Origin of the sequence: Falsihalocynthiibacter sp. SS001, assembly GCF_042445055.1 — a bacterium.
Lineage (GTDB): Bacteria > Pseudomonadota > Alphaproteobacteria > Rhodobacterales > Rhodobacteraceae > Falsihalocynthiibacter.
The window spans coordinates 688,544-714,707 of sequence record NZ_CP170339.1 but is presented as its reverse complement, the minus strand read 5'-3'; the positions used below and the strand labels follow the sequence as shown (position 1 = coordinate 714,707).

26 protein-coding genes and 1 riboswitch are annotated in these 26,164 nt (G+C 54.7%); of the genes, 7 read left to right on the top strand and 19 right to left on the bottom strand.

Annotation, left to right across the window (positions count from 1 at the left end):
- Positions 1-9 precede the first annotated feature (9 nt).
- Positions 10-2,247 (bottom strand): primosomal protein N', encoded by a 2,238-nt coding sequence (locus tag ACFE33_RS03565; protein WP_380058648.1) that lies wholly within the window; start codon positions 2,245-2,247, stop codon positions 10-12.
- A 98-nt stretch (positions 2,248-2,345) separates the two neighbouring features.
- Between ACFE33_RS03565 and fsa the strand changes: the two genes are divergently transcribed.
- The 4 genes from fsa to ACFE33_RS03545 all read left to right on the top strand — a co-directional run bounded on the left by fsa (position 2,346) and on the right by ACFE33_RS03545 (position 5,609).
- Positions 2,346-2,999: a fructose-6-phosphate aldolase gene (gene fsa / locus ACFE33_RS03560; RefSeq protein WP_380056993.1), complete on the top strand. Its 654-nt coding sequence runs from the start codon at positions 2,346-2,348 to the stop codon at positions 2,997-2,999.
- A 235-nt stretch (positions 3,000-3,234) separates the two neighbouring features.
- Entirely contained in the window at positions 3,235-3,939 is a 705-nt protein-coding gene (locus ACFE33_RS03555) for a DUF484 family protein (RefSeq protein WP_380056991.1), read from the top strand.
- A complete protein-coding gene (locus ACFE33_RS03550; RefSeq protein WP_380056988.1) occupies positions 3,936-4,856 on the top strand; it encodes a tyrosine recombinase XerC in 921 nt (306 codons plus the stop codon). The genes ACFE33_RS03555 and ACFE33_RS03550 overlap by 4 nt, the downstream gene beginning before the upstream one ends.
- Positions 4,857-4,904: 48 nt before the next feature.
- A complete protein-coding gene (locus ACFE33_RS03545) occupies positions 4,905-5,609 on the top strand; it encodes a CDP-alcohol phosphatidyltransferase family protein (protein ID WP_380056985.1) in 705 nt (234 codons plus the stop codon).
- Here the strand turns inward: ACFE33_RS03545 and ACFE33_RS03540 are convergent.
- Positions 5,602-6,057 carry a methylated-DNA--[protein]-cysteine S-methyltransferase gene (locus tag ACFE33_RS03540; RefSeq protein WP_380056983.1) on the bottom strand — a complete coding sequence of 152 codons (456 nt, stop codon included), beginning with the start codon at positions 6,055-6,057 and terminating at the stop codon, positions 5,602-5,604. The two genes, ACFE33_RS03545 and ACFE33_RS03540, sit on opposite strands and share 8 nt — an antisense overlap.
- 48 nt (positions 6,058-6,105) lie before the next feature.
- Complete coding sequence (gene ileS, locus ACFE33_RS03535) at positions 6,106-9,009, bottom strand: isoleucine--tRNA ligase (RefSeq protein ID WP_380056980.1); 2,904 nt, start codon at positions 9,007-9,009, stop codon at positions 6,106-6,108.
- Positions 9,010-9,262: 253 nt separating this feature from the next.
- On the opposite strand from ileS, the gene ACFE33_RS03530 reads away from it, so the two are divergent.
- On the top strand, positions 9,263-9,682 hold the full coding sequence (locus tag ACFE33_RS03530; RefSeq protein WP_380056977.1) for a group III truncated hemoglobin: 420 nt from the start codon (positions 9,263-9,265) through the stop codon (positions 9,680-9,682).
- Here the strand turns inward: ACFE33_RS03530 and ACFE33_RS03525 are convergent.
- Positions 9,679-10,680, bottom strand: a complete 1,002-nt coding sequence (locus ACFE33_RS03525; RefSeq protein WP_380058647.1) for a YcjF family protein — start codon at positions 10,678-10,680, stop codon at positions 9,679-9,681. The genes ACFE33_RS03530 and ACFE33_RS03525 overlap by 4 nt on opposite strands.
- Complete coding sequence (locus ACFE33_RS03520; protein WP_380056975.1) at positions 10,680-12,095, bottom strand: YcjX family protein; 1,416 nt, start codon at positions 12,093-12,095, stop codon at positions 10,680-10,682. The genes ACFE33_RS03525 and ACFE33_RS03520 overlap by 1 nt, the downstream gene beginning before the upstream one ends.
- A 116-nt stretch (positions 12,096-12,211) precedes the next feature.
- Between ACFE33_RS03520 and truA the strand changes: the two genes are divergently transcribed.
- Both truA and pth read left to right on the top strand, forming a co-directional pair.
- Positions 12,212-13,024, top strand: a complete 813-nt coding sequence (truA, locus tag ACFE33_RS03515) for a tRNA pseudouridine(38-40) synthase TruA (RefSeq protein WP_380056970.1) — start codon at positions 12,212-12,214, stop codon at positions 13,022-13,024.
- Entirely contained in the window at positions 13,021-13,707 is a 687-nt protein-coding gene (gene pth, locus ACFE33_RS03510) for an aminoacyl-tRNA hydrolase (RefSeq protein WP_380056967.1), read from the top strand. Before truA ends, pth begins: the two co-directional genes overlap by 4 nt.
- On the opposite strand, the gene trpB is transcribed toward pth, so the two are convergent.
- The 14 genes from trpB to ACFE33_RS03440 all read right to left on the bottom strand — a co-directional run bounded on the left by trpB (position 13,704) and on the right by ACFE33_RS03440 (position 26,139).
- Positions 13,704-14,939, bottom strand: coding sequence for a tryptophan synthase subunit beta (trpB, locus tag ACFE33_RS03505; protein ID WP_380056965.1), 1,236 nt, complete (start codon positions 14,937-14,939; stop codon positions 13,704-13,706). The two genes, pth and trpB, sit on opposite strands and share 4 nt — an antisense overlap.
- On the bottom strand, positions 14,932-15,624 hold the full coding sequence (locus ACFE33_RS03500) for a phosphoribosylanthranilate isomerase (protein ID WP_380056962.1): 693 nt from the start codon (positions 15,622-15,624) through the stop codon (positions 14,932-14,934). The genes trpB and ACFE33_RS03500 overlap by 8 nt, the downstream gene beginning before the upstream one ends.
- 9 nt (positions 15,625-15,633) lie before the next feature.
- Positions 15,634-15,993, bottom strand: a complete 360-nt coding sequence (locus ACFE33_RS03495) for a lipopolysaccharide assembly protein LapA domain-containing protein (protein ID WP_380056960.1) — start codon at positions 15,991-15,993, stop codon at positions 15,634-15,636.
- A gap of 4 nt (positions 15,994-15,997) precedes the next feature.
- Positions 15,998-16,279, bottom strand: a complete 282-nt coding sequence (ihfB, locus tag ACFE33_RS03490; protein ID WP_380056958.1) for an integration host factor subunit beta — start codon at positions 16,277-16,279, stop codon at positions 15,998-16,000.
- A 291-nt stretch (positions 16,280-16,570) separates the two neighbouring features.
- The gene (gene rpsA / locus ACFE33_RS03485; RefSeq protein ID WP_380056955.1) at positions 16,571-18,247 is read right to left on the bottom strand and encodes a 30S ribosomal protein S1; all 1,677 of its coding nucleotides are present in this window, start codon (positions 18,245-18,247) and stop codon (positions 16,571-16,573) included.
- A 205-nt stretch (positions 18,248-18,452) separates the two neighbouring features.
- Positions 18,453-19,064 (bottom strand): (d)CMP kinase, encoded by a 612-nt coding sequence (gene cmk, locus ACFE33_RS03480; RefSeq protein ID WP_380056952.1) that lies wholly within the window; start codon positions 19,062-19,064, stop codon positions 18,453-18,455.
- Positions 19,065-19,073: 9 nt separating this feature from the next.
- A complete protein-coding gene (locus ACFE33_RS03475) occupies positions 19,074-19,835 on the bottom strand; it encodes a tRNA (guanine(46)-N(7))-methyltransferase TrmB (protein WP_380056949.1) in 762 nt (253 codons plus the stop codon).
- Positions 19,836-19,903: 68 nt separating this feature from the next.
- The gene (metK, locus tag ACFE33_RS03470) at positions 19,904-21,076 is read right to left on the bottom strand and encodes a methionine adenosyltransferase (protein WP_380056946.1); all 1,173 of its coding nucleotides are present in this window, start codon (positions 21,074-21,076) and stop codon (positions 19,904-19,906) included.
- Between the two features lie 4 nt (positions 21,077-21,080).
- Positions 21,081-21,129, bottom strand: a riboswitch (SAM-SAH riboswitch).
- A 31-nt stretch (positions 21,130-21,160) separates the two neighbouring features.
- Positions 21,161-22,630 (bottom strand): apolipoprotein N-acyltransferase, encoded by a 1,470-nt coding sequence (gene lnt / locus ACFE33_RS03465; RefSeq protein WP_380056943.1) that lies wholly within the window; start codon positions 22,628-22,630, stop codon positions 21,161-21,163.
- A 4-nt stretch (positions 22,631-22,634) separates the two neighbouring features.
- Complete coding sequence (locus ACFE33_RS03460) at positions 22,635-23,540, bottom strand: transporter associated domain-containing protein (RefSeq protein WP_380056941.1); 906 nt, start codon at positions 23,538-23,540, stop codon at positions 22,635-22,637.
- 53 nt (positions 23,541-23,593) lie between these two features.
- Positions 23,594-24,118 (bottom strand): rRNA maturation RNase YbeY, encoded by a 525-nt coding sequence (gene ybeY, locus ACFE33_RS03455; protein WP_380056938.1) that lies wholly within the window; start codon positions 24,116-24,118, stop codon positions 23,594-23,596.
- Complete coding sequence (locus ACFE33_RS03450; protein WP_380056935.1) at positions 24,102-25,187, bottom strand: PhoH family protein; 1,086 nt, start codon at positions 25,185-25,187, stop codon at positions 24,102-24,104. Before ACFE33_RS03450 ends, ybeY begins: the two co-directional genes overlap by 17 nt.
- Positions 25,188-25,263: 76 nt before the next feature.
- Positions 25,264-25,560 (bottom strand): hypothetical protein, encoded by a 297-nt coding sequence (locus tag ACFE33_RS03445; RefSeq protein WP_380056933.1) that lies wholly within the window; start codon positions 25,558-25,560, stop codon positions 25,264-25,266.
- A gap of 3 nt (positions 25,561-25,563) precedes the next feature.
- Positions 25,564-26,139, bottom strand: coding sequence for an OmpA family protein (locus tag ACFE33_RS03440; RefSeq protein ID WP_380056930.1), 576 nt, complete (start codon positions 26,137-26,139; stop codon positions 25,564-25,566).
- Positions 26,140-26,164 lie beyond the last annotated feature (25 nt).

The following is a 26,164-nucleotide window of genomic DNA, read 5'->3' as shown; positions in this document are numbered from 1 at the left end:
GGCAGGAAATCAATAGAAGTTCTGCGGGTCTATGTCGATGGAAAGGCGCAGACTGTTCGGAATTTTGAACTGCGCAACCCATTTCGATAGCGCCTTTTGAAGTGGCGCAGTTTTGGATGCCTTAACCAATAGGCGCACGCGATGGCGGCCACGAATACGTGCGATAGGGGCAGGTGCAGGCCCAAAAACCTGTGCACCGATTGCCCGAAGCGGCCCGTCCATCCGCGCCATCTCTCCGCCAAGGTCAAACACTTCCTGAACGTCAGTTGACGAAAGCACGATACCAGCCATGCGCCCGTACGGAGGAACTCCCGCTTCCTGCCTTTCGGCGGCTTCGGCACGCCAGAATTGCTCCTCTTCTCCCGAAAGGATCGCACGAATGACGGGGTGCTCTGGCTGATAGGTTTGCAGAAGCGCTGTGCCCTTTTTGGCGGATCGCCCAGCGCGCCCAGATACCTGCCGCATTAATTGAAAGCTGCGCTCAGCCGCCCGCAAGTCACTTCCCTGTAACCCCAAGTCAGCATCAACCACACCGACCAACGTGAGGTTCGGAAAATTGTGCCCCTTAGCCACAAGCTGTGTCCCGATCACAATATCCGCGCCGCCATCGGCAATGGTTGCGATCTGCTCCTTTAGCGCACGCGCCGAACTAAAGAGATCGCTCGACAGAACCGCGATCCGCGCATCGGGAAAAACTTCCGCCACTTCTTCGGCTAGCCGCTCAACCCCTGGCCCGACGGGGGCTAACTTACCCTCGACTTTGCAACTCGGGCACTCGGTCGGCATCGGCTTTGTCTCGCCGCATTGATGGCACACCAGACGTTTCAGGAACCGATGTTCAACCATCCGCGCATCACAGAAATCACACCCAATCTGCTCGCCACACGCGCGGCACAGGGTCGTGGGCGCATACCCTCGACGGTTGATGAACAGAAGCGCCTGCTCTCCTTTTTCTACCCGCGCCTGAACCGCAGAACGAAGTGTTGGAGATATCCAACGGCTGCTTTGCAATTTCTCGTTGCGCATATCTATGGCACGCATATCAGGCAATTGAGCCTCGCCATACCTACTCGCCAGATCAAGCCGCTTGTACTTCCCTGCTTCGGCATTTGCCCATGTCTCAAGGCTGGGCGTTGCGGATGCCAGCACAACCTCGGCCGCGCAATATGTGGCCCGAAGCACCGCCATATCCCGTGCGGAGTACAACACACCATCTTCTTGTTTGTAGGAAGTGTCGTGCTCTTCATCGACGACAATCAAACCAAGATCACGAAACGGAAGGTACAGCGCTGAACGCGCACCGACCACAAGCTCTGCCCCAGCAGCGCCCACCATTCGCCAAACGCGGCGGCGCTCTATCATTGTCACACCTGAATGCCACTCGGCGGGCTTCGCGCCAAAACGCTTTTCTACCCGTGTCAGAAACTCGGCCGTCAGTGCAATTTCAGGCAAGAGCACCAGCGCTTGACGGCCTAACCGTAGGCATTCAGCAACGGCCTCGAGGTACACTTCCGTCTTACCTGCGCCCGTTACACCTTTCAGCAATACTGTTGAATAAGCACGCGCTGCAACTCCATCGCGCAACTCCTGCGCGGCACTATGTTGATCCTCGGTCAGATCGACACCACTGTAATCGTGCCGCAACCTTGGGAACGGAACATCGCGCGGTGTGTCCTCTTCGCGCACGACTCCCTGCTTCGCGAGTCCCTTCACCACGGACGACGTAACCCCCGCCATTTCCGAGAGTTCCTTGAGCGTAAAGGACAGGTCACCATATTCCTCAAGTGCGGCGATCACCTTCTCGCGGGCTGGCGTCATCCGGTCGGGCGCGCCCTCTCCCATTCGGTAAATCTTGCGCATTGATGGCGGATCGAACAATCCCGGCGCGCGCGTTGCCAAGCGCAACATTTGCGTGAGAGGGGTCAACGTGTATTCAGCAGAACGGACCAGAAAATCCCGCATGTCCTGCCCCATCGGCGGCACATCAAGAACCCGCGTTACTGAACGAATTTTTGCAGGGTCAAACTTACCTTCGCCTTTCCCCCAAACCACTCCGAGAACCTTACGAGGCCCGAGCGGAACTTCGACAAAATCACCCGTATTACACCCGCCCTCTGGCGATTTGTAATCCAGAAACCTGTCAATCGGCTGACTGGTGAGCACCGCAACAAGTGCGCCGCGTCCATACTCCTGCCCCTCGTCGGAGACAAACGTATCTTCCGCTCCGAAGGCATCACCGAAACCCATTTGATCAGCCATATTCGACACCCTTTAGGGGTTTCGGCAAAGGCCCACTTGCGGTAAACAGGCGCTGGATAGAGCCCAACCTAACTAGGAATACTCTCATGAAATTCTTTGTAGATACCGCTGACGTACCTGCTATCGCCGAACTCAATGATCTCGGCATGGTGGATGGGGTGACGACAAATCCGTCGCTCATTATGAAATCCGGCCGTGACATCCTCGAAGTCACAAAAGAAATCTGTGACCTCGTCGAAGGTCCGGTTTCTGCCGAAGTTGTTGCAACCGAAGCCGACGAAATGATCGCCGAAGGTCGTAAGCTGGCAGAGATTGCAGAAAACATCTGTGTCAAAGTTCCTCTGACATGGGCAGGATTGAAAACTTGTAAAACGCTTAGCGACGCAGGCACCAAAGTCAACGTGACTCTCTGCTTCTCTGCAAACCAAGCGTTGCTTGCGGCGAAAGCTGGCGCGACATTCATCTCTCCTTTCATCGGGCGTCTTGATGACATCAACATTGATGGTTTGGACCTGATCGCTGATATCCGCACAATCTATGACAACTACGCGTTCGAGACCGAGATTTTGGCGGCCTCCATCCGTACCGTCAACCACATGAAAGATTGTGCGCTCCTCGGTGCGGACGTTTGTACAGCTCCTCCTGCTGTTATCAAGAAAATGGCCGACCACCCGCTTACGGATGCTGGTCTAAGCGCGTTCCTCGCGGACTGGGCGAAAACAGGTCAAAAGATCCTCTAAGCCCTACCCAGATTACGCATTACAACGGCAGTCCCGACCACTTGGGGCTGCCGTTTTTATTTTGTCTGCCAGAACTTAATAAATGGTGTCCAAAGCACAGTTCCGCGCAAGTTCCAAAATTCTGGTGCAATGGGCTCTGCGTCATGCTAGAAATAGTCAAGCAGTAAACGATATCGGCCATAAACGACGGAAAAATCCGCGAAACAGGCCAGTATGTACAGACGAGGCAGGCACCTTGAGCAACGCGATTTTGCAAGAAGACCTCCGTGAAAAGATAATTACGGACCCCGAGTTTATTCTTGAGGACCAAGACCTGATGCGTGCCCTTGTTGGCGCGAATGATCGGGCGCTTGGCGGAAACATTGTTGACCTTCGCGGTATTGCGATGGACCGGCTTGAAGCGCGCCTAGACCGTCTAGAGGACACGCACCGCTCCGTGATTGCCGCGGCTTACGAAAACCTTGCAAGCACCAACCAAGTTCAGCGCGCAGTGCTACAGCTTCTCGATCCAACCGATTTCGAAGGTTTCTTGCGCGAGCTGAGCACAAATGTCGCCGAAACCCTCAAGGTTCAAACCATTCGCCTTGTTTTGGAAAGCGCTCAAGGGGGCGACGATCCGGTGGTTCAAAAGCTTGGCCATGTTCTAACGGTGACCGAGCCCGGTTTCGTTGATCGCTATCTAAAGGCTGGCCGGCAAATCGACACCCGCCAAGTCACCCTGCGCCAATACCGCCCTGAAGATAACAGCATTTACGGCGAAGCCGCCGAGTATGTGCGCTCCGAGGCGGCGCTGAAGCTTGATTTTGGAAACGGTCGCCTACCCGGAATGTTGCTACTCGGCTCCGAAGATCCGCATCTTTTTAAGGCTGATCAAGGCACAGACTTGCTCGCGTTCTTCGCTGGAGCATTCGAGCGCGCCATGCGGCGCTGGTTGTCATGACATTGATATCACCAGCCGCAAGCGCCCTGCTTGAGGAATGGTTGAACATGAAGCGCGCGGTTCAGGGCGTCTCGGAAAATACGGTACTCGCCTATCAAACCGATTTGTTGTGCTACTTCTCCTTCATGGGAGAGCGCTTCGGGGCGAACCTTGGCGCTGCCCCTCTCAAAAAGATAACCGTTCGGGATATGCGCGCATGGCTGGCACATGAGCGCACGCGCGGCATTGCCCCTCGATCGCTTGCGCGGGAACTATCCGCTGTCAAAAGCTTCTATCAATGGTTTTCCGAGCGAGACAGCTTTGACGCCACCGCAGTCCTCACAACACGCGCGCCGAAATTCCAAAAGAAGCTCCCTCGTCCCGTAGACGAAGACGCCGCGCGAGCGTTAATCGAAACAATTGAGCATCAAAGCACCGAAACATGGGTCGCCAACAGGGATGTCGCGATACTTACACTGTTGTATGGCTGCGGCCTGCGTATATCCGAAGCGCTCGCGCTCACTGGTTCGGATGTACCGCTTTCAAGCAGCCTGCGAATATTGGGCAAAGGGGGCAAGGAACGCATCGTGCCCGTGTTGCCCGTCATCCAAAACGCGGTTGAGCAATACGCCAAATCTTGTCCGTATGAGCTAACCCCAAAGTCCCCCCTCTTTTTCGCAATACGTGGCGGGCCTCTGCGTCCTCGCGCGGTACAGGCAAAGATGGCACAAGCACGAATGCAATTGGGCCTCCCGGCAAGTGCGACGCCACACGCGTTGCGCCACTCCTTCGCGACACATCTTCTGAGCGCAGGCGGAGATCTTAGGGCGATTCAGGAGTTGCTGGGTCATGCCTCACTATCGACAACCCAAACCTATACCGCTGTCGACACCGCGCGATTGATGGAAGTATACGAACGCTCGCATCCGCGCGCATAACCCCTTCATTCACGTTGCAAGCCATCTTCATTTAGGCCATCAAGACGCATGAGCAAATCTTTCTACGCATATGGCGTTCATCTCCTCACGGCTACTGGCGCTGTCTTCGCCATGCTTGCCCTCCTCGCAGCTGTAAACCACTCATGGAGCATGATGTTTCTATGGCTTGTTGTGGCCTTCTTTGTGGACGGCATTGACGGCCCGCTTGCACGGCATTTCAACGTCAAGGACAACGCGCCAATCTATGACGGCGTCCTGCTCGATTTGATTATCGACTACCTGACTTACGTATTTATTCCCGCATTCGCGCTCTTCCAATCTGGTCTCTTTCCAGGCTGGACAGGGTGGATCGCGATCATCGTGATCACCTTCACGAGTGCGCTGTACTTTGCGGATACACGCATGAAAACCAAGGACAATTCATTCTCTGGCTTCCCCGGATGTTGGAACATGGTGGTCTTGGTCTTTTTCGCGGTCACGCCTAATTTCTGGGTCATGCTTGGCATTATCATGGTACTGGCCGTCGCGATGTTCATGCCCTTCAAATTCATCCATCCCGTCCGCACAGAGCGCTGGCGCGCTGTATCACTGCCGATGGCTCTCGCGTGGACGTTCCTAGCTGGCTGGGCCGCTTGGGAGCAATTCAACCCGCCTCATTTTGTGAACATCGGCCTGATTGCGACCTCGTGGTATCTGATCTGCGCGGGTATCGCCCAACAGATCATTCCGCCCAAGAGTGAAGCAGCTAGATAAGCAAGCCCGCCGCGCCCTCATGGATCAAGAGTTTGACTTTGGTCTCAACTGCACCGTCGCCTGAAAAACCACCAAGGCCGTTGGCGCCCAAGACCCTGTGGCAGGGAATGATGATCGGAATAGAGTTCCCACCACAAGCATTCCCGACCGCCTGCGCCGACGCGCCAAGCTCCTGCGCGATCTCGCCATATGCGCGGGTCTCGCCAAACGGAATCGCCTGCATCACCGCATTTACGGATTGCTGAAAGCCGCTCCCGCTTGGGCGCAATTCAAGGTCAAAAGATCTGGTCTCGCCAGCAAAATAGGCATTCAACTGCTCCGCAGCACTTTGCAGAAGCGGCGTGGAAGGTTCAGGCGCATCGCTTTGCCAGAGCAGTCGCGTGATTGCGCCTTGCTCCTCAATAAGGCCCAGTCGTCCGAACGGGGTCTCTATTCCAGCTTCAACCATGCCACCCCCCAAAGAAAAATCCGCCACAGTTTCCCGTGGCGGATCATGTTAACCCAAGGCTTCGTCGCAGCGGCCACAAACACCTTCGTGGCTATGCTTGCCGACATCCGGCAGCGTCTTCCAACAGCGCTGACATTTCTCGCCCTCAGCCATTTCAAACACAACACCGATGCCTTCGATCTCGGGAAGGCGGAACGCCTCTGCGGGGATCGGATCATTGGTTAGCTGCACAGCAGAAGTGATACAAATATCATCAAACGGAAGCCCCTTGAGCGCCGCTAGGACCTTCTCGTCACGCACATGCACAACGGGTGCGGCCTCAAGACTTGCGCCGATAACCTTATCCTGACGTTGAATCTCAAGCGCCGCCGTGACAACGCGGCGTGCTTTGCGTACACCATCCCATTTGGCCGCGAGAGGCTCGTTGAGCCAATCCGCAGGGGTCTCGGGGAAGTCCAGAAGATGGATGGAGCTATCATCACCCGGGAAGCGTTCAAGCCATACTTCTTCCATCGTGAAGATCAGAATTGGCGCGAGCCAAGTGGTGAGGCGATGGAACAAGATGTCCAGCACAGTGCGCGCGGCGCGGCGCTGTAACGTGTTCCCGTCGCAATAAAGCGCATCCTTGCGGATATCAAAATAGAACGCCGACAGGTCTAGCGTTGCAAAGTTGAACACCGCTTGGAAAACACCTTGGAAATCAAACGCGGCATAGCCTTTGCGCACAACATGATCGAGCTCGGCAAGACGGTGCAATACCAACTGCTCAAGCTCGGGCATATCTTCGAACTCGACATGATCTGCTTCGCTGAACTCTGAGAGCGAACCAAGCATGTACCGCATCGTGTTACGCAAGCGACGATAGCTGTCGGCCACACCCTTAAGGATCTCGGGCCCGATCCGTTGGTCAGAAGTATAGTCCGCCTGCGCCACCCAAAGCCGTAGAATATCGGCACCGTATTGCTGGATCACCTTCTCGGGAACGATGGTGTTGCCGATAGATTTGGACATCTTCATGCCCTTCTCATCCAGCGTCATGCCGTGCGTCACAACGTTGCGATATGGCGCGCGACCATTCGTGCCGCAACTTTGAAGCAGCGAACTGTGGAACCATCCACGATGCTGGTCGGTGCCTTCCATGTACACATCGGCGATACCGTCGTCGGTTCCATCCTCGCGGTCACGCAGCACGAAACTGTGCGTCGAACCAGAATCAAACCACACATCCAGAATATCGAACACCTGCTCGAAATCATCAGGGTTGTGCAAACCACCGAGGAACCGCTCCTTAGCGCCCTCTGCGTACCACGCATCCGCGCCTTCTGCTTCGAACACTTCGACAATACGCGTGTTTACATTTTCATCACGGAGCAAGAAATTTTCATCCGTTGGCAGCGCACCTTTGCGGGTAAAGCACGTCAGCGGCACACCCCATGCGCGTTGCCGCGACAACACCCAGTCAGGGCGCGTCTTGATCATTGAATGCAGACGGTTACGTCCCGATTGCGGCGTCCATTTCACATTGTCGATCTCGGTCAGCGCGCGTTCGCGGATGGTTTTGCCAAACGTATCTTTGCCATCGCCAATCTCACGGTCAATCGCCGCGAACCACTGTGGCGTATTGCGGAAAATGATCGGTGCTTTGGAGCGCCATGAGTGAGGATAGCTGTGCGTGATGCGGCTCCGCGCGATCAGGCCGTTTGCCTCGATCAGCTTAGCGATGACGGCGGGGTTGGCCTTGCCCTCTTTGCCCTTGCGGTCAAAAACTTGCATCCCGTTAAAGAATGGAACATGCGGCAAGAATTCACTTTCCTCGCCGACATTATGAGTCATGCGGTCAAGCCAGTTGCGCTTAACAAAGCACTCATAGTCGTCCGCACCGTGGCTTGGTGCTGTGTGAACGAAGCCTGTACCCGCATCCTCGGTTACGTGATCGCCATCAATCACCGGAACATCATAATCCCAGAAGCCTCCGGCGCCATCCAATCCCGCAAACGGGTGGCTACAAACGGCACCAGACAACTCGTCCGCAGCGACATCACGCACGCGCTCGAACTTGGTTACGCGCGATTGCGTCAACACATCACCCGCAAGGCGGTCAGCGAGAACGTAGAGATCCCCTGCCGCGGTCCAGCTTTCATCTTCGGTTTCTTCAACCCGATAGAGCCCATACGCAATGTTAGGGTTATATGCGATCGCCTTATTGGACGGAATCGTCCAAGGTGTTGTCGTCCAGATAACAACCCGCGCCTCGCCGAGTTCATCCGCGCCGGAACGAACCTTAAACGGCACCCAAATAGCATGGCTCTTGTGGTCGTGATACTCGATCTCGGCCTCGGCCAGCGCGGTTTTCTCGACCGGCGACCACATCACAGGCTTGGAGCCTTGGTAGAGCGTTCCGTTCATGAGGAACTTCATAAAGTCTTCGGCAATCACGCGCTCGGCGTGGAAATCCATCGTAAGATACGGCTTATCCCACGTCCCCGTGATCCCCATGCGCTTGAACTCGTCACGCTGAATATCAACCCATCCCTGCGCAAATTTACGACATTCCGCACGGAAATCATTTATTGGAACTTCGTCTTTGTTCTTGCCCTTCTGGCGGTACTTTTCCTCGATCTTCCATTCAATCGGAAGGCCGTGACAATCCCAACCCGGGATATAACGCGCATCAAAGCCCATCATCTGGTGGCTACGCACGATAACATCTTTGATGGTTTTGTTCAGCGCGTGACCAATATGAAGGTGGCCGTTCGCATAGGGAGGGCCATCATGGAGCGTAAAAGGCTTACGGCCCTTTTTCTCGCGCAGCTTGCTATAGACGTTAAGTTTTTCCCATTTTTCCAACCATGCGGGCTCGCGCTTGGGCAGTCCTGCGCGCATCGGGAAGTCGGTTTTGGGAAGGTTTAGGGTGGATTTATAATTCGGTGTTTCAGGCGTGTCGGCGCACATATCTGCGGTCCTTAAACGGAAAATTTTGGATCATAGGGCGGCGCGCAATGCAGGCGCCTTGTCCCGGCGGCTCTGGCTCAGAGCGCCGGGCAAATAATTCGTATAAGGGTCAAAAGATACATCCTCATAGGCGCCTTATAATGCGGGGTTTCTTCGGGGTCCAGTGGAATGCCCCGCTTCTTTGAACTGCGGCAATACGACAGTTGCGCCCGAACGCCAGAGGCGTATCAACTAAAGTGAAAGGAGCGGCCCAATGTCCACTGCACTTGCCCGTTTTGATATTGCCCCAAGCGAAATCGACCGCGTCGTTACTGCCTTCTATGCAAAAATTCGTGCGCATCATGTGTTGGGCCCGATTTTCATTGATCGTCTCGGCACCTCATCCGAGGTATGGCGACCGCACGAAGCAAAGATAGCCGCGTTCTGGCGAAACGCTATACTCTATGAACGTGCATATAGCGGCAATCCGATGCAGGTACATATGGGTGTTTCAGCCATCGAACCCGAGCATTTCGCGCAATGGCTTGAGCTGTTTGACGAAGTCCTCGCCCAAGAGCTTGCCCCTGAAACCGCGCGCGCATTCTCGGCCCTTGCGCATCGTATCGGGCGCGGACTTCGCCTTGGTATAGAAGCGATTAAGCAGCCCAAAGACGGACCGCCGATCTTTACTTAGCTTTCGCTCACATCCTTGCTCCGAGAACCGAACAAACCTGTAAGCGCTTTTTGAACGAGCATCGTCACCCGCGGGCGTTTGCGTGCGACGAACGGCATGGGGCGGCATACCTCTAGAGCAGCAACTCCAACCCTCGCGGTGAGCGCTCCGTTGATGATTCCTTCTCCGAACCGGCGAGAGACTTTGGACATAACACCACCCCCCGCAATAGAGCCGATAAGATCGTCGCCCACGGAAACCGCGCCCGTCGCCACAAGATGCCCCAACACGATCTTGGTTAGACGCCACGATCCAAGAGTCCCCGCACGCCCGCCGTATATCTCGGCAATCCGTCGGATCATGCGCAGGTTCATCGTTAGGGCCGCGAAAACATCCGCCAACGCTAGCGGAACAATTGCCGTTACGGTCGCAACCTGCCGTGCTGCGGCCTGAATCTCTCGTTTTGCGGCCTCGTCGAGCGGGGCGATGATCTTTACTTCAGCGAGCGTCATCAGGTCCGATGCATCGAACTGATCCGCCGCGTGTTCTTGAAACTGCGCGAGGCCCCATTCGGCATCCGCGCGATTGTGGTAAAGCTTCACCAGCCGTTTCGTAAAATGCCGCGCCTTCTCGACGTCTGAGGTGGCATGAACCGATACCGCCTCTTGTTGCAACGCATCCAGCTTCGCAAGCCGCAAGAAGCCCGCCAGTTCACGCAGCGCCATGACCAACATAACCACGACAAGCGAAACGACAAGCGCGAACACAGCCCAGCCAAGCGCCACATTGCGCGCCATCATTTCCGTGACGAAATCCCACGCCGCTACAGAAACGACTGCACCTAAAAACGCGGTCAATAGCGCCCAGAAAATCCGGCCAATCCGTGAAACTGGTCGCGCGGCGAATATGGCCGCCCGTTGCATACTCGTTTCGGGAATTTCGCTTATCTCGGGTGCGTCGGCGGGCGAAACGACCTCGTCAACATCCAACTCAAGAAGCACTGGCTCATCGTTTTGCATCACAGCGCGTCTCCGATCAAAAATTGCAGCGCCTTATCAAGCCGGATATGTGGCAACCCCTGCCTTTGCTTAAGCTCAAGGATAGCGGGATCAAAATCCTGATTCCGCACAGTAAAATCTGCCCACTCTTCCTTACCCAATTGCGCAGACGCCAATACCCGCGACGGGTCTTTGGGGAGGTTCCCAGCATAAAACGCGACAGGCTTGGTGCTATTTGCGATGCGTCCCTGCACGCATTCAAGCTGTCGCCCCTCGTGGTTGATCGTAGTTTCGGAAGTTGTGCGCAGGGCGGCGATTGCCATGGCTTGGGTTTGCGCCCCAGCGAACTCGGCCCGCGATTTAGCTTGCGAAAGCATCGCATCCATTAGCGCGGTCAATCGCGGGTGCTGGCTTTGATGCAAGTGATCGGCTTTGGTCGCCGCAAAGAGAATTTTCTCGACCTTCTTGCCAGTCAACAAACCACTAAGCCAGTTATTCCGTCCGGGCCTGAACCCCGCAAGAATATCTGCCATCGTGGTTTGCAAGTCATCCACAGCCTTCGGTCCACGGTGTAGCGCAGCCAAAACATCGACAAGCACGATCTGGCGGTCAATGCGGGCGAAATGATCGCGGAAGAATGGCCGAACGACCTCTGATTTGTATGCATTAAAGCGCCGCTCCATCTCACGCCAAACTGCGCCCTTTGCAGAGCGTTCCAGCGGTGGAAGTGGTGCGAACGTGATGACGGGCGAACCTTCCAACTCACCGGGCAGGATAAAACGACCGGGCGCACCACTGCTCATGCCCTGCGCGTGTGCATCGCGGACAAAACGTGTGTACTCTGCTGCTAGCTCCTGAATGGCGACATCATCCATCGGCTGATCCGCATCGACTTGCTCTAGCTGGTAGGCAACTTGAACGCCGATATCCTGCGCGCCCATACGTTGCAGCGCCTCGTCCGACCACTCGCGATATGATTTGCCAATTAACGCCAGATCCAAGAGCCATTCACCCGGGTAATCAACGATATCCAGATGGATCGTCCGCGCGCCGCGCAGCCCGCCCAGCAATCCCGAAGGGTTGATGCGAAACGAAAGTCGTAACTCGCTCACGTTTCGCGTGCTCTGCGGCCAGAACGGCGTGGGGCCCGTCAGAGCCGCCAAATAGCTTTCGTACGGGAAACGCGCGATTGTATCATCTGGCTGCGGCTGAAGGTAAACGGTACGCAGACGACCGTCATTTGCGGCGGCGAACTGCGTCATGCGCCCGCGCTGAAGAAGATTGGAAACCAGTGACGTGATAAAGACGCTCTTGCCCGCACGGCTCAGGCCCGTGACGCCCAATCGGATAGTAGGCTCGAACAACGCTTCGTTCACGCGCGCCCCAAGGCCCTCGACATCGCGCAAAACGCTATCCGTGAAATCGCCTAAACCCAATGTCTGTCCTCATTTTGTTATGAATAATATGTAGGCTGTTCTCGGAGATTTTCCTAGAGGGCGCGCAAAATGACGTCCCTGTTGCCATTTTCAGTCCGAGAATGTATCGCCAACATATGCCTCGTTATGCTCTCAAAATCGAATATCACGGCGCGCCATTTCGTGGATGGCAGCGTCAAAAGGAGCATCCTTCTGTTCAACAGACCGTAGAAGAAGCTCTCCTGAAAATCGACCCGACGAACAAAGGCATCGCCGCCGCTGGCCGAACGGACGCAGGTGTTCATGCAACCGCTCAGGTTGCGCATTGCGACCTCGCGCGTGAATGGGACGCTTTTCGCCTTGCGGAAGCGCTGAACTATCACCTCAAGCCGCACCCCGTCGCCATTGTGAATGCGGCCCCTGTGGATGACGACTTCCACGCACGCTTTTCCGCGCTTGAGCGTCGGTATCTCTTCCGGCTGGTTTCACGGCGCGCTCCTATGACTTTTGAAGCGGGGAATGTGTGGCAGGTTGCCCATCCGCTGGACCGTGATGCAATGCAAGAAGGCGCGCAATACCTGCTCGGCCGACATGATTTCACCACGTTCCGTTCAACCATTTGCCAAGCGAACTCTCCGCTGCGCACATTGGACGAACTTTGCGTCGAAGAAATTCCGCTCGAAGATGCAACCGAGTATCGGTTCTATGTGCGTGCACGCGCGTTTCTTCATAACCAAGTCCGTAGCTTCGTCGGCACTCTTGAACGGGTCGGCGCAGGCAGTTGGGCACCGCAGGATGTTAAAAAAGCGCTAGAAGCCCGTGATCGCGCCGCTTGTGGGCCAGTTTGCCCGCCCCAAGGATTGTACCTGTCGGGCGTGAAATACGAACCTGACCCATTTGAAGGGCGCGTTGCGGGGGCACTCGTCGAAACCAAGGATAGATTAGCATGAAGTTATTTGTCGGCCTCGGAAATCCCGGTGCGAAATACGCACATAACCGCCACAACATAGGTTTCATGGCGTTGGACCACATTGCCGCCGATCACGGGTTTTCGCCTTGGCGCAGCAAATTCCAAGGATCCGTTAGCGAGGGTAATCTGGCAGGAGAAAAGGTTATCCTACTCAAGCCTGAAACATTCATGAATCTGTCTGGGCAATCCGTCGGCGAAGCGATGCGGTTCTATAAACTCACACCCGACGACGTAACCGTTTTCCACGACGAACTGGACCTTGCGCCATCAAAGATTCGCGTCAAAAAGGGTGGCGGTCATGCTGGGCACAACGGGCTTCGGTCGATGCATCAACATATCGGAGACACCTATGCGCGTGTGCGGATGGGGATCGGACACCCGGGGCACAAAGATCGCGTGGCAGGCTATGTTCTTCACGATTTTGCGAAAGCGGATCAGGATTGGCTTGATGATGTCTTGCGCGGCATTAGTGACGGCATTGCCGAGCTTGCCAAGGGCGACAGCGGAAAATTCATGAACGCTATTGCGCTGCGCACTGCTCCGCCGCGGTCATCGGGCACCAAGGCACCGAAACAGCCCCCCGCAAAAGAAGAAAAACCCGAGCCGCAGGATACGCGCTCGGGCCTTCAAAAGCTTGCGGATAAGTTTCGCGGCTCGTCCTAGTCGGCTTCGCCCATATCAAAGCCAAGCGCACGCGCGACAGTAAAGATATCCTTATCGCCACGGCCACACATATTCATCACGATGATATGGTCCTTGGGCAGCGTCGGCGCGATCTTCATCACGTGCGCCAAAGCGTGCGATGGTTCAAGTGCTGGGATGATGCCCTCTTGCGTACAGCAGTACTGGAACGCCTCAAGCGCCTCTTTGTCCGTAATCGCCACATACTTTGCTCGGCCAATTTCGTGGAGCCAGCTGTGCTCTGGCCCAATACCAGGATAATCCAACCCAGCCGAAATCGAGAACCCCTCAAGGATCTGCCCGTCATCGTCCTGCAACAGATACGTGCGGTTGCCATGCAGCACACCGGGGCGGCCACCAGTCAAACTCGCGCAGTGTTCCATCTTGTCGTTGACGCCCTTGCCACCAGCCTCAACACCAATGATGTTGACGCTGTCGTCGTTCAGGAACGGATAGAACAAACCAATCGCGTTCGAGCCGCCACCGATCGCGGCGATCAATGTATCGGGCAGACGCCCCTCGCCCTCGTGTTCTTGCAATTGCTCGCGGGTTTCTTTGCCGATGATCGACTGAAAATCGCGTACCATTGCCGGATAGGGATGCGGCCCCGCAGCCGTCCCGATGCAATAGAACGTATTCTCAACGTTCGTCACCCAGTCGCGCAGTGCGTCATTCATCGCATCCTTGAGTGTGCCGCGCCCTGAGGTAACTGGCACGACTTCTGCACCCAGCAAACGCATACGGAACACATTCGGCGCTTGGCGCTCAACGTCATGCGCGCCCATATAGACGACACACTTAAGCCCAAAGCGCGCGCAGACAGTTGCCGTTGCAACACCATGCTGACCCGCGCCTGTTTCGGCAATGATGCGGGTCTTGCCCATACGTTTCGCGAGCAGGATTTGCCCAAGTACGTTATTAATCTTGTGCGCACCTGTGTGGTTCAACTCATCACGCTTCAGGTAAATCTTGGCCCCGCCCAAGTCTTCTGTCATGCGCTCGGCAAAATAGAGCGGGCTTGGCCGACCAACGTAGTGCTTCCACAGATCGTCCATCTCCGCCCAGAAGCTCGCGTCGGTCTTGGCGCGCTCATACTCTTCTTCGAGGCTCAGAATCAGCGGCATCAATGTTTCGGATACAAACCGACCACCAAAATCACCAAAGCGCCCGTTCTCGTCAGGAGCATTCATAAAGCTGTTAAATAGATCATTCATGGCTGTATTCCTTTTGTGCGGCCTGCACGAATTCTGCGATCATCTCTTGGTCTTTGATTCCGGGGGCAGTTTCAACCCCAGACGAAACATCCACTTGCCTAGCGCCGGTCAACTTCACTGCTTCGGCAACATTTTGCGCCAAGAGCCCTCCAGCGAGCATCCATGGGCGATCCCATCGACGGCCTGCGATAAGGCGCCAGTCAAATGAAATCCCGTTCCCGCCTGGCAGGTCCGCATCTGGAGCGGGCTTTGCATCGACAAGGATCTGATCAGCGACCTGCTCATATGCTTGAAGCTGCGAAAGGTCGTCGGCGGTGGCGACACCAACCGCTTTCATCACAGGGAGCCCATACCTTGCACGGATTTCGGCGACGCGTTCTGGGCTTTCCTTGCCGTGAAGCTGCAATATATCAAGCGGTACTTCTGTCGTTATCGCGTCAAGGAGATCGTCACTTGCGTTGACGGTCAAGGCAACCTTCGCAACTCCGACAGGTACCTCAAGCGCTAATTCCCGTGCCTGAGAGATGGTCACATTCCGAGGCGATTTCTCAAAAAAGACGAATCCGACATACGCCGCTCCAGCCTGCGCCGCAGCAGCTACATCCTCAACAGTACGCAGCCCGCAAATTTTGACGTTTACGCCCTGCGCTTGTTCCATGCTTTCGCGATTTTGAATACGTATCATAAGGATGGTTTAGCGAGTTGCGGCACCATCCTCAAGCAGTGCAAGCACTTCGTCTTGCTCCTCGCCCTTTTCGCTCTTGAGACGCGCAACTTCTTTCTTCAGGGCTGCCATCTCGCGTTTCATGCGGCTCGCTTCGGCGCGCTGTTTGTATTCGCGAATCCACTCCCACACAAAACCGATCAAAAGGCCCGCAACGATCCCAAGGAAAATCACGATAAAGAGCGGTAAGGCAGTTTCGTACTGAAACCCAAAAAACGTGGCAATATCGTCGGGCAAAAGTTGCACCGAAACAACCGCACGATTGGCTAGTGCAACTGTAATCAGCACCAACCCCAAGGCCGCCAAAAAAGCGTAGCGAACATAACGCATTTAGTTACTTTCCGTTCAAACGGTCTCGTAGCAGCTTACCTGTTTTGAAGAATGGCACGTGCTTTTCTTCGACTGCTACACTGTCTCCGCTTCGTGGGTTGCGCCCCATCCTAGCTTCGCGCTTCTTAACAGAAAACGCGCCAAAACCGCGCAGCTCAACGCGGTCTCCGCGCGACATCGCTTCAATGATCTCTTCAAAAATAGTATTCACAATACGCTCCACATCTCTCTGATAAAGATGCGGGTTTTCATCGGCAATTTTTTGAATCAGTTCCGAACGGATCATCCGTGGTACCTCCCGATTTGGTTAAACGACGCGAGTAAAATAGGCTCTAAACTTCAAACAACTATATGCCTAATTTATTGCGTAATAAAGATTTTCCAAGGAGTTAGCCGTAAAAAACCTCGTTACCAAGCCGCGTTTCGCCGGTTATTTTGCTTTTTTCGCCCTCGCTCTGGCCCACGGGTCTGAATACTCGATTCGAAAACCACAATAAGTGCACACGATTCGGGCAAAAAGAAAACGGCCCCACCAGATGGCAGGGCCGTTAAAATCTAGGACTAAACGTCGGTTAGATTATTCGTCGCCTTTAAGCGCTGCACCAAGGATATCACCGAGCGATGCACCGGAATCCGAGGAGCCATATTGCTCAACTGCTTCTTTTTCTTCAGCGATTTCACGCGCTTTGATCGAAAGACCAAGACGGCGTGTTTTCGCGTCAACGTTGGTTACGCGAACGTCGATTTTGTCACCAACACCGAAACGCTCTGGGCGCTGCTCGGCACGGTCACGAGACAGATCGGAGCGACGGATGAAGGACTTAGCGCCTTCATACTCAACTTCGATGCCGCCATCTTCGATCGCAGTTACTTCAACAGTGATGATCGAGCCGCGCTTAACGCCTTCGACTGCACCAGAGAAGCTATCGTCGAGAGCTTTAACACTCAGAGAGATGCGCTCTTTTTCGACGTCAACTTCGGTAACAACGGCTTTCACCATGTCGCCTTTTTGGAAGTCGCCGATAACGTCCTCGCCACGGCCTTCCCATGTCAAATCTGACAGGTGAACCATGCCGTCGATGTCGCCATCAAGACCGATGAAGAGACCGAATTCAGTGATGTTCTTAACTTCACCTTCGACGTTTGTGCCAACTGGGTGGCTTTCAGCAAAGACTTCCCATGGGTTGCGCTGTGTTTGCTTGAGACCAAGCGAAACGCGGCGTTTTGCACTGTCGATTTCCAGAACCATAACTTCGACTTCTTGCGAAGTAGAAACGATTTTGCCTGGGTGTACGTTCTTCTTTGTCCAAGACATTTCAGAAACGTGCACAAGACCTTCAACACCTGGCTCAAGCTCAACAAACGCACCGTAATCAGTGATGTTTGTTACGCGGCCCTTGTGAACGGACTCGAGTGGGAAGCGGCTCTCAACAAGTGTCCACGGATCGTCTTGGAGCTGTTTCATGCCCAAGGAGATGCGGTGCGTCTCTTTGTTGATTTTGATAACCTGTACTTTGACTGTTTCGCCAATGTTCAGGATCTCGGATGGGTGGTTCACACGGCGCCATGCCATGTCAGTCACGTGAAGCAGACCGTCTACGCCGCCAAGGTCAACAAACGCACCGTATTCAGTGATGTTCTTAACAACACCGTCAACTGCGTCACCTTCAGCAAGCTTGCCGATAACTTCTGCACGTTGTTCCGCACGGGACTCTTCAAGGATCGCACGGCGGGAAACAACGATGTTGCCACGACGACGGTCCATTTTGAGGATTTGGAACGGCTGCTTAAGACCCATCAATGGGCCAGCGTCACGCACGGGGCGTACGTCAACTTGGGAGCCGGGCAAGAACGCCACTGCACCACCAAGGTCAACTGTGAAGCCACCTTTAACGCGGCTAAAGATTGCGCCTTCGACGCGCTCTTCGTCACCGTATGCTTTTTCGAGGCGATCCCATGCTTCTTCACGGCGAGCTTTGTCGCGCGAGATAACAGCTTCGCCTTTGGCGTTTTCTACGCGGTCGAGGAAAACCTCAACTTCGTCACCAACTGCGATTTCAGGAGCTTCGCCTGGATTTGCGAATTCTTTAAGTTCAACGCGGCCTTCCATTTTGTAGCCTACATCGATGATGGCCTGGCCAGCTTCGATTGCGATGACTTTACCTTTGACAACGGAACCCTCTTCGGGTGTGTCAATTTCGAAGCTTTCAGCAAGAAGGGCTTCGAATTCGTCCATAGAGTTTGTTTGAGCCATGTGGTCTCAGTTTCCTTTACATAGTCATTTTAACGGGCCGCGCGGTTGTCTCCGCCGGTCTTTCGATTTCAGTTGGTCAACGTCTCGGACCACCCAACAAAAACAGGCCGGAGTATAAAACCCGACCCTGTATAAAACTGCTGCGTGGCGATTCCGCCTTATCGACAGGCGCTATATAGTGGCTATTAGCCGTATGAGCAAGGGCTTAAGCCCCGCGTGCCTCATCAATAGCGGCGACAACCTGCGCAACGGCCTCTGGAATGCTCAAATCGCTGGTATCAATCAAAAGCGCGTCTTTTGCGGCGACGAGTGGCGCAGTCGCCCGCTCACTGTCGCGTTTGTCGCGTGCGATCACGTCCGCCAAAACCTCCGCGAGCTTAATTTCGGGGTCTTGAGCGACGAGTTCCTTATACCGACGATCTGCGCGCACTTCGGCGCTTGCTGTCACGAACACCTTAACTTGTGCATCCGGACAAATAACCGTCCCAATGTCGCGACCATCCAGTACTGCGCCGCCTTCACGCTCTGCAAACTCTCGCTGAAACTCCAGCAAGGCGTGACGAACCTCAGGGATTACCGCAACTTTACTTGCCTCTTGCGCGACCTCGCCAGTCCGAAGCGATGGGCGTTCCAAATCCGCAGTCGTTAGCCCGCGCGCCGCGGCAATCGCATCGTCGCCCGTCAATACGCGCGCACCAACTGCCCGATACAGAAGCCCCGTATCCAGATGCGCAAAGCCAAAATGGGCGGCAACGGCCTTGGAAATCGTTCCCTTGCCCGCAGCAGCAGGACCATCAATTGCGACTGTAAACTGCATAATCGCCACCTATTTTTCGTTCCGTTGAAAAGTCAAATAATGTGGCTTGCGGCCTTCGCGATAGGCCTTTTGCTCATAGCGCGTCGAAATCCAGTCGTCCCATTCATTCTGCCAAGTATCGGGATCAGGGTTTAGAAGCGTGAAACCCTGCTTTGGAACTTCCTTCAGGGTTTGCCTGACGTAATCAGGAATATCCGTTGCAACGCGGAAAATCGCTCCCGGCTTTAACACGCGCGAAAGAGGCGCTAGATGCTCTGGCGTTACAAAGCGGCGGCGATGGTGGCGGCGCTTGGGCCATGGATCAGGATAGAGAAGAAACGCACGCGAAATCGACGCATCGGTCAACACATCAAACATATGGCGCACATCACCGGGATGAACCGCGACGTTCTCAACACCCGCTGCACGAATTTTCCCCAATAGCATCGCCACGCCGTTGATGTACGGTTCGCACCCGATAATTCCGACATCAGGATAGGTCGCCGCTTGGTGCACCATGTGCTCGCCACCGCCGAATCCGATCTCGAGCCAGACATCGCGCTTACCAAACAGCCCTTCAAGGTCGAGATTTACACGATCAGGGTTTTCCTCCCACGTAACCTTACCAGGGGAAAGCGCCGCAAGGTCCTGCTCCAGATACTCTTCCTGAGAATCCCGAAGGCTCTTGCCCTTAAAACGACCATAGAAGTTGCGCCATGGCGCACCAGTGGGGTGCGCTCCTACATCTTCACTTGGTGGTGTTTGTTGATCGTTCTTGTCGTCGTCACTCATGGAAAAGGCCCCGAACATGCGTTGGGGGCCTTACCTAGTGATTTAATTGTCGCCGTCAAGCCACGCCCCTAAAGGGCAGCTTCGATCGCGCTGGCGAGGTCTGTTTTCTCCCAGCTGAATCCACCCTCTGCATCCGGCTTGCGCCCAAAATGGCCATAGGCAGCTGTGCGCTCGAAAATAGGACGGTTCAAATTCAGGTGCTCACGAATTCCGCGTGGCGTAAGGTCCATTGCCTTGGCGAGAGCAGCCTCAATTTGTGCCTCTTCTGCCGAGCCTGTCCCGTGCGTATCCACATAGATTGAAAGCGGACGCGCAACGCCGATCGCATAAGCAAGCTGCAAGGTACAACGCTTTGCCAACCCTGCGGCGACCACGTTCTTTGCAAGATAACGCGCTGCATATGCTGCCGAGCGATCCACTTTGGTTGGGTCTTTGCCAGAGAATGCCCCACCGCCGTGCGGCGCTGCGCCGCCATATGTATCCACGATGATCTTGCGTCCAGTCAGGCCCGCGTCACCGTCTGGCCCGCCAATAACGAATTTACCCGTTGGGTTCACAAGCCACTCTGTATCCGCTGTGATCCACGACTCTGGCAGAGTCTCTCGAATGAATGGCTCTACGATTGCGCGCACGTCGTTCGAAGAAAGCGTTTCGTCCAAGTGTTGAGTCGAAAGCACAATTGATGTTGCTTCTACGGGGCGACCTTTGGCATAGCGCAACGACAGTTGCGATTTCATATCCGGCCCAAGGACCGCAGCGGGGCCGACGCCGGATTTCCGCTCTTTCGCCAAGCGCGCCAAAATTTTGTGGGAATACTGGATCGGAGCAGGCATGAGATCATCGGTCTCATCCACGGCATACCCGAACATGATACCCTGATCGCCTGCGCCCTCTTCTTTGGTTCCGTTCGCATCAACGCCTTGCGCGATATCGGCCGATTGCGCATGAAGTAGGTTGGTCACTTCGAGTGTATCGGCGTGGAACCCTTTTTGCATATATCCGATGTCGCGCACACAATTGCGGACGATCTCTTCGACTCGTTGCACAACAGAGGAAGGGCCGCGCACTTCGCCTCCGACGACAACACGGTTTGTCGTAGCGAAGGTCTCGCAAGCGACGCGCGCCTCGGGATCTTGTGCCAAAAATGCGTCTAGGATTGAATCAGAAATACGATCGCAAACCTTGTCGGGATGTCCTTCGGAAACGGATTCCGAGGTGAACATAAAGTTTTGTCGTGACATGAAGTGCTCCAGTTAAAGTTGCCCGCCACGTCAGGAAGCCGTTGTGGGGGATTTAGACGTCAGTAGTTTCCGAATAGATACTCGTCAACGCCTAACTCGATATAGTGTTAACCCAAGAAATGATAACAGGAATAGCGCAATCATCGGAAGATTACCCGATTTCGCAAAAAGTGTTGCCGGATTAGGGCGTGGCAATTCCACATCCAATACACCCGCAACACCAAGGGGCAATTGCGCGACAACCCGCCCCTGCGGATCAATCATCGCTGACACACCTGTATTCGCTGCACGCACAAGCGGCAATCCCTGCTCAATTGCGCGCATCCGCGCTTGCGCAAGGTGCTGATACGGACCAGCTTTCTTACCAAACCAAGCATCATTCGTGATGTGCAAAATCCATTCGGGGCGCGCGCCATCCACACGCAGATCGCGCGGGAACACGGCCTCATAGCAGATAAGCGGTAGGAAATTCCCGACATCAGGAAGGTCAATTAACTCCACCTCAGCGCCGGATGTATACCCACCCCCCAATTGCTCGGCGAGGCCCTGCAACCCCAAGCGCGATGCAAGTGCGCCTCCGGGCATGTATTCACCAAACGGCACAAGATGTCGCTTATCGTATGTCGCCAAGACCTGCCCAGTATCGCCCAGCGTCACGAGTGAATTGTAGAACCCGTTGGCATCGCGGCGCTGAATACCGGCAACGATTGGAACGCCGCCCGAGGCCTGCGCCATGATGTCAAACGCCCCCGCAGCATTCTCCGCCAGATAAGGCACAGCGGTTTCTGGCCAAACGATCAGGTCAAGCCCATCGCTTTCTTGAGCGGTCAGCGCGAGGTTCCGCTCCCAGAATACCGAGATCATATCCGGCTGCCATTTCAAATGCTGTTCGGCATTGGTTTGAACAAGACGAATACGTGCGGGCGCCTCTGCATATGCTGCTGGGACGGCCTCACGATGAATGCCAAGCGCCGCCGCAAGCGCAATGATCGCGATGGCTCCGATCCGCGCTAGCCAACGCGAGCTCGCGAGGCCTGCGGCGATTACAAGCGTAAGTAATGTGAGCCCATAAGGCCCGATATCGGCAGCGATCTGTGCAAACGGTGTATCTAGCCAAATGTACCCAACGAGCCCCCAAGGCAGGCCGGTGAACAAATACCCTCGCAGCAATTCTGCGCCGCTCCAGCCAATCGCCAACATTAGCCCAGCCGCGCGTGCGCCACCCGTCCATCTCGCCCAAGCAAAACCAGCCGACCACAATAGCGCCAATCCCCCCGCAAGGAAGGCGAGCGCAAAGGGCGCCATCCAACCGTGACGCGCGGCGTCGACCTGAAAGGGCGACATTATCCAATAAAGCGAACCCGCGAAATACGCGGTCCCGACGAGCCAACCCAAGAGGGCCGCTCGTACAGTCGTAGTTACCTGACCAAATAGCCAGAACACGCCAACGATTCCCAAAAATGCGACATACCACAGCGAAAATGGCGCCTGTCCCAGTGCCATCGCTCCCCCCGCAACCACACCGAGCGGCGCAACAAACTTCAGGGGCAGCAAGGGGTCACTCTTTCTCGCGATCATCTATCCGAGCCCGCAATCGTTTGATTTTGCGCAAATCCGCATCAACGATTTCAAACTCTACACCATTTTCATGACGGACAACTTCACCTCTGGTGGGAACATGACCCGACAGAACGAACACAAGCCCGCCCAGCGTATCAACTTCGTCGTCCTCAATATCGGATCGAAGGTCTACGCCGATTTCTTCTTCGAAATCTTCCAACGGCGTGCGCGCTTGCACCAGATAACAACCGGGCTTTTCCTGAACCCAGTTCATGTCTTCTTCGATATCGTGCTCGTCCTCGATCTCGCCGATAACCTGTTCAATCAAGTCCTCAAGCGTCACAAGCCCGTCAACACCACCATATTCATCAATGATGAGCGCCATATGCCGACGCTCGCTTTGCATCTTTTGAAGCAGCACGCCGATCGGCATGGATGGGGGCGCAAAGATAAGTGGACGCAAGAGCGCATCCATATCAAACTTCTTGGAACGGTCTCCGTTGAAACCATGGCCCAGCGCAAAATCCTTCAGGTGCACAAACCCAACGGGTGTATCGAGCGTTCCCTCAAAAACCGGCAAACGCGTCAATCCCGACTCACGGAACAAAGAAACAAGCGCATCTTTGTCTACGTCCTTGGGAACCGCTACGATTTCTGCTTTGGGGATAGCGACATCTTCAAGATTTAGACGACGCAAGTTAATCATCCCACCGCCGGTCTGGATGGTAGACTGCGGGACGTTCAAGGAATTCGGTGTTTCTTGGATTTCCTCGTTCGAGCCAAAAGCCTCGACTATGCGGCTGAATATGCCGCGCGTCTCCGGAGGGATGTCTTCAATCTGCGCGCTTTGCGCCGCACTCGGAGAGCCTTCGCTACTTCCGTCGATCTGCTGTGTGTCGCCCATGGGCCCTTTCCAAATTACGTGACACCCAATGTGCCAACGCTTTAAGGCTATTTCTAGCCTGTCGTTTTATATGGGTCTGGAATAGATAAAGTTTCAAGTATCTCTCGCTCTAACTTTTCCATTAATAGCGCATCTTTTTCGCGAATGTGATCGTAACCCAACAAATGAAGCACCCCATGCACCATTAAATGCATGACATGGTTTACAAATGGTTTCCCCTCGCTCTCAGCTTCCCGAGCGCAGGTATCGTATGAAATAGCAATATCGCCCAACTCGCTCGGCTCACCAAAAGACGCGGCTTGCGGATCAGGTTCGGGCGGGGCCGGCACGGCACCCTCGACTTCTGCTCCTCGCTCCTCGCTTGGCCACGAGAGAACGTTTGTTGGCTGCCCCTTTGCACGAAATTCCTGATTTAGCACGGCGATACGCTCATCATCACAAGCAAGCAGGCTGATCTCAAAGTCTGTCGACACACCTAAATAGGTCAGTGTTGCCACCGCCGCGCGCTCGGCTATCGCTTCAATCTCTACGCCTTGCCAACGTTCATCCTCAACCGCAGCGTCAACGATTTGCGTCATCGGACTTTTCGTAGGCTTCGATAATCTTAGCAACTAGCGGATGTCGGACGACATCTTTGGACGTGAAGTAATTGAAGTCGATCTTGGGAATATTGCGCAGCAGATCTTCGGCCTCGCGAAGGCCGCTCTTCACGCCGCGCTGAAGGTCAATCTGGGTACGGTCGCCCGTAATCACCATGCGACTCCCCTGCCCCAAACGAGTAAGGAACATTTTCATCTGCATGGTCGTCGCGTTCTGAGCCTCGTCCAGCACAACAAATGCGTTCGAAAGCGTACGCCCACGCATAAAGGCGAGCGGTGCGATCTCAATTTTCTTGTCTTCGATCAATTTCACGACCTGTTTGGACGGCAGGAAATCGTTCAGCGCGTCATAAAGCGGTTGCATGTAAGGATCGACTTTATCCTTCATATCACCGGGCAAATAGCCGAGCTTCTCACCGGCCTCGACGGCGGGACGCGCCAATATGATCTTGTCCACATGGCCACCGATAAACATGTTCACACCCACGGCGACAGCCAGATAGGTTTTACCTGTACCAGCAGGGCCAATCCCAAAGACCAGCTCGTTATCGAAGAGCGATTTTACATAGGCTTTTTGTGCTTCGGTGCGCGGCTCTACCAGTTTCTTGCGAGTCTTGATTTCGACTTTATCGCCTACTGAAAGCTCAAGCTGATCGCCCGTGCGAACGCCAGTGCCTATTTCTGCGCCACCCATGCGAATTTCGCCGTCAATTTGGCCAGTTTCGACATCTCCGCCGCCTTCAAGCCGCAGATACAGCGCCGAAAGCACCTCTCGCGCCTTCTCGATTGCGTCTGGTTCGCCCATGATATCAAGCTGATTTCCGCGGCGCACAATCTGGACCGCGAGGTCGTTTTCGATCTTGGCCAGATGGCTGTCGTATGGGCCGCAAAGGCTTATTAACAAGCGATTATCTGGAAACTCTACGTGAATCTTGGTGACTGCATCACCGGCGATCGGAAGGGGCGAGGTTTTGGTTCCCAAAAAGGACTCCCTAAGCTGAATACCCCCCAATGGTGCCAAGTAGATGAAGCGGGCGCAAGAGGTCATTCGCAAGTTTCATATAGCTGACACAAAAACGGCCACCGCATTGGTACGATGGCCGCCTAAATTTACTGATTTCCGCCTAGAGCGGGTCCCAAATCGAATGCTGTTTATGTCCAGCGGCAGTGCCCGGCTCAAGAAGACCGGAACAAACCCGCGCACCAGTGCGTGGTTCTAGGCGGGCGACCGCGTATCCCTCATTCCCGTTGTCGGCAATCCAAGTATCGCATCCATCTGGATCCACATAGATACCCCATTTGATGTTATCCTGAATAGGGCGACCTTCGACGAATCCTTCTATGGATTGATCACTTTTGAATCCACAGGCGGTAAGTGTCGATGCGAAAAGGGCGAGCACGATAAGCTTATGAGTTTTCATGGCTCAATACTCCCCAATTTTACGATGACAGAAAACTTCGACCCTTCGGTTCAACGCGCGGCCCTCTGCGGTACTATTGGTCGCGCGAGGATACTGTTCGCCAAGTGCGCGGACGGCAGTTACCTGCGCACCAGCGGCGAGAGCAACCTGCGCCACGGCAGTTGCGCGCTGCTTGGAAAGCTCCATATTCCGATCATACGAGCCGCTAGAATCTGTATAGCCATTGATGGCGTACGAATGGATATCTTGCCGTTTAAACAGGTTTGTCAAACGCTCTCGCTGTTCAGGGCGCAGCGTGCTTCCGCCCGACACAAACAAATGATCCGCTGTGTCATCGAAACAGATCGCAGTTTCCACGCAAATCGGCTTACCGTCACGATCAGTCCGGTTCCATGCATAGCCTTCGATACCGTCATCAATGAGCCAGACCTGACAGCCGTCAGGCGTAATGCCCAAAGCAGGCTTATAACGATCTGTAACCTTAATATCTTTTGCCTGGGCCGACAACGATCCAAGACTCAAACACGTTAGAGCGACTGCAAGTATATGCGTCGCCCTAAGAAATAGTTTTTTATTCATATGATGAACCTCAATACCTACTACT

Excerpts from the sequence above, each read along its gene's own strand:
- metK (WP_380056946.1), bottom strand. The coding sequence starts at position 21,076 with ATGTCACGACAAAACTTTATGTTCACCTCGGAATCCGTTTCCGAAGGA.
- ACFE33_RS03495 (WP_380056960.1), bottom strand. The coding sequence starts at position 15,993 with ATGCGTTATGTTCGCTACGCTTTTTTGGCGGCCTTGGGGTTGGTGCTG.
- ACFE33_RS03500 (WP_380056962.1), bottom strand. The coding sequence starts at position 15,624 with ATGATACGTATTCAAAATCGCGAAAGCATGGAACAAGCGCAGGGCGTA.
- ACFE33_RS03445 (WP_380056933.1), bottom strand. The coding sequence starts at position 25,560 with ATGAAAACTCATAAGCTTATCGTGCTCGCCCTTTTCGCATCGACACTT.
- ACFE33_RS03550 (WP_380056988.1), top strand. The coding sequence starts at position 3,936 with ATGACATTGATATCACCAGCCGCAAGCGCCCTGCTTGAGGAATGGTTG.
- ACFE33_RS03460 (WP_380056941.1), bottom strand. The coding sequence starts at position 23,540 with ATGGGCGACACACAGCAGATCGACGGAAGTAGCGAAGGCTCTCCGAGT.
- trpB (WP_380056965.1), bottom strand. The coding sequence starts at position 14,939 with ATGAATGATCTATTTAACAGCTTTATGAATGCTCCTGACGAGAACGGG.
- cmk (WP_380056952.1), bottom strand. The coding sequence starts at position 19,064 with ATGCAGTTTACAGTCGCAATTGATGGTCCTGCTGCTGCGGGCAAGGGA.
- ACFE33_RS03530 (WP_380056977.1), top strand. The coding sequence starts at position 9,263 with ATGTCCACTGCACTTGCCCGTTTTGATATTGCCCCAAGCGAAATCGAC.
- ileS (WP_380056980.1), bottom strand. The coding sequence starts at position 9,009 with ATGTGCGCCGACACGCCTGAAACACCGAATTATAAATCCACCCTAAAC.
- truA (WP_380056970.1), top strand. The coding sequence starts at position 12,212 with ATGCCTCGTTATGCTCTCAAAATCGAATATCACGGCGCGCCATTTCGT.
- ACFE33_RS03475 (WP_380056949.1), bottom strand. The coding sequence starts at position 19,835 with ATGAGTGACGACGACAAGAACGATCAACAAACACCACCAAGTGAAGAT.
- ACFE33_RS03440 (WP_380056930.1), bottom strand. The coding sequence starts at position 26,139 with ATGAATAAAAAACTATTTCTTAGGGCGACGCATATACTTGCAGTCGCT.
- ACFE33_RS03450 (WP_380056935.1), bottom strand. The coding sequence starts at position 25,187 with ATGACCTCTTGCGCCCGCTTCATCTACTTGGCACCATTGGGGGGTATT.
- ybeY (WP_380056938.1), bottom strand. The coding sequence starts at position 24,118 with ATGACGCAAATCGTTGACGCTGCGGTTGAGGATGAACGTTGGCAAGGC.
- ACFE33_RS03545 (WP_380056985.1), top strand. The coding sequence starts at position 4,905 with ATGAGCAAATCTTTCTACGCATATGGCGTTCATCTCCTCACGGCTACT.
- ihfB (WP_380056958.1), bottom strand. The coding sequence starts at position 16,279 with ATGATCCGTTCGGAACTGATTCAAAAAATTGCCGATGAAAACCCGCAT.
- fsa (WP_380056993.1), top strand. The coding sequence starts at position 2,346 with ATGAAATTCTTTGTAGATACCGCTGACGTACCTGCTATCGCCGAACTC.
- rpsA (WP_380056955.1), bottom strand. The coding sequence starts at position 18,247 with ATGGCTCAAACAAACTCTATGGACGAATTCGAAGCCCTTCTTGCTGAA.
- ACFE33_RS03525 (WP_380058647.1), bottom strand. The coding sequence starts at position 10,680 with ATGCAAAACGATGAGCCAGTGCTTCTTGAGTTGGATGTTGACGAGGTC.
- ACFE33_RS03565 (WP_380058648.1), bottom strand. The coding sequence starts at position 2,247 with ATGGGTTTCGGTGATGCCTTCGGAGCGGAAGATACGTTTGTCTCCGAC.
- ACFE33_RS03540 (WP_380056983.1), bottom strand. The coding sequence starts at position 6,057 with ATGGTTGAAGCTGGAATAGAGACCCCGTTCGGACGACTGGGCCTTATT.
- pth (WP_380056967.1), top strand. The coding sequence starts at position 13,021 with ATGAAGTTATTTGTCGGCCTCGGAAATCCCGGTGCGAAATACGCACAT.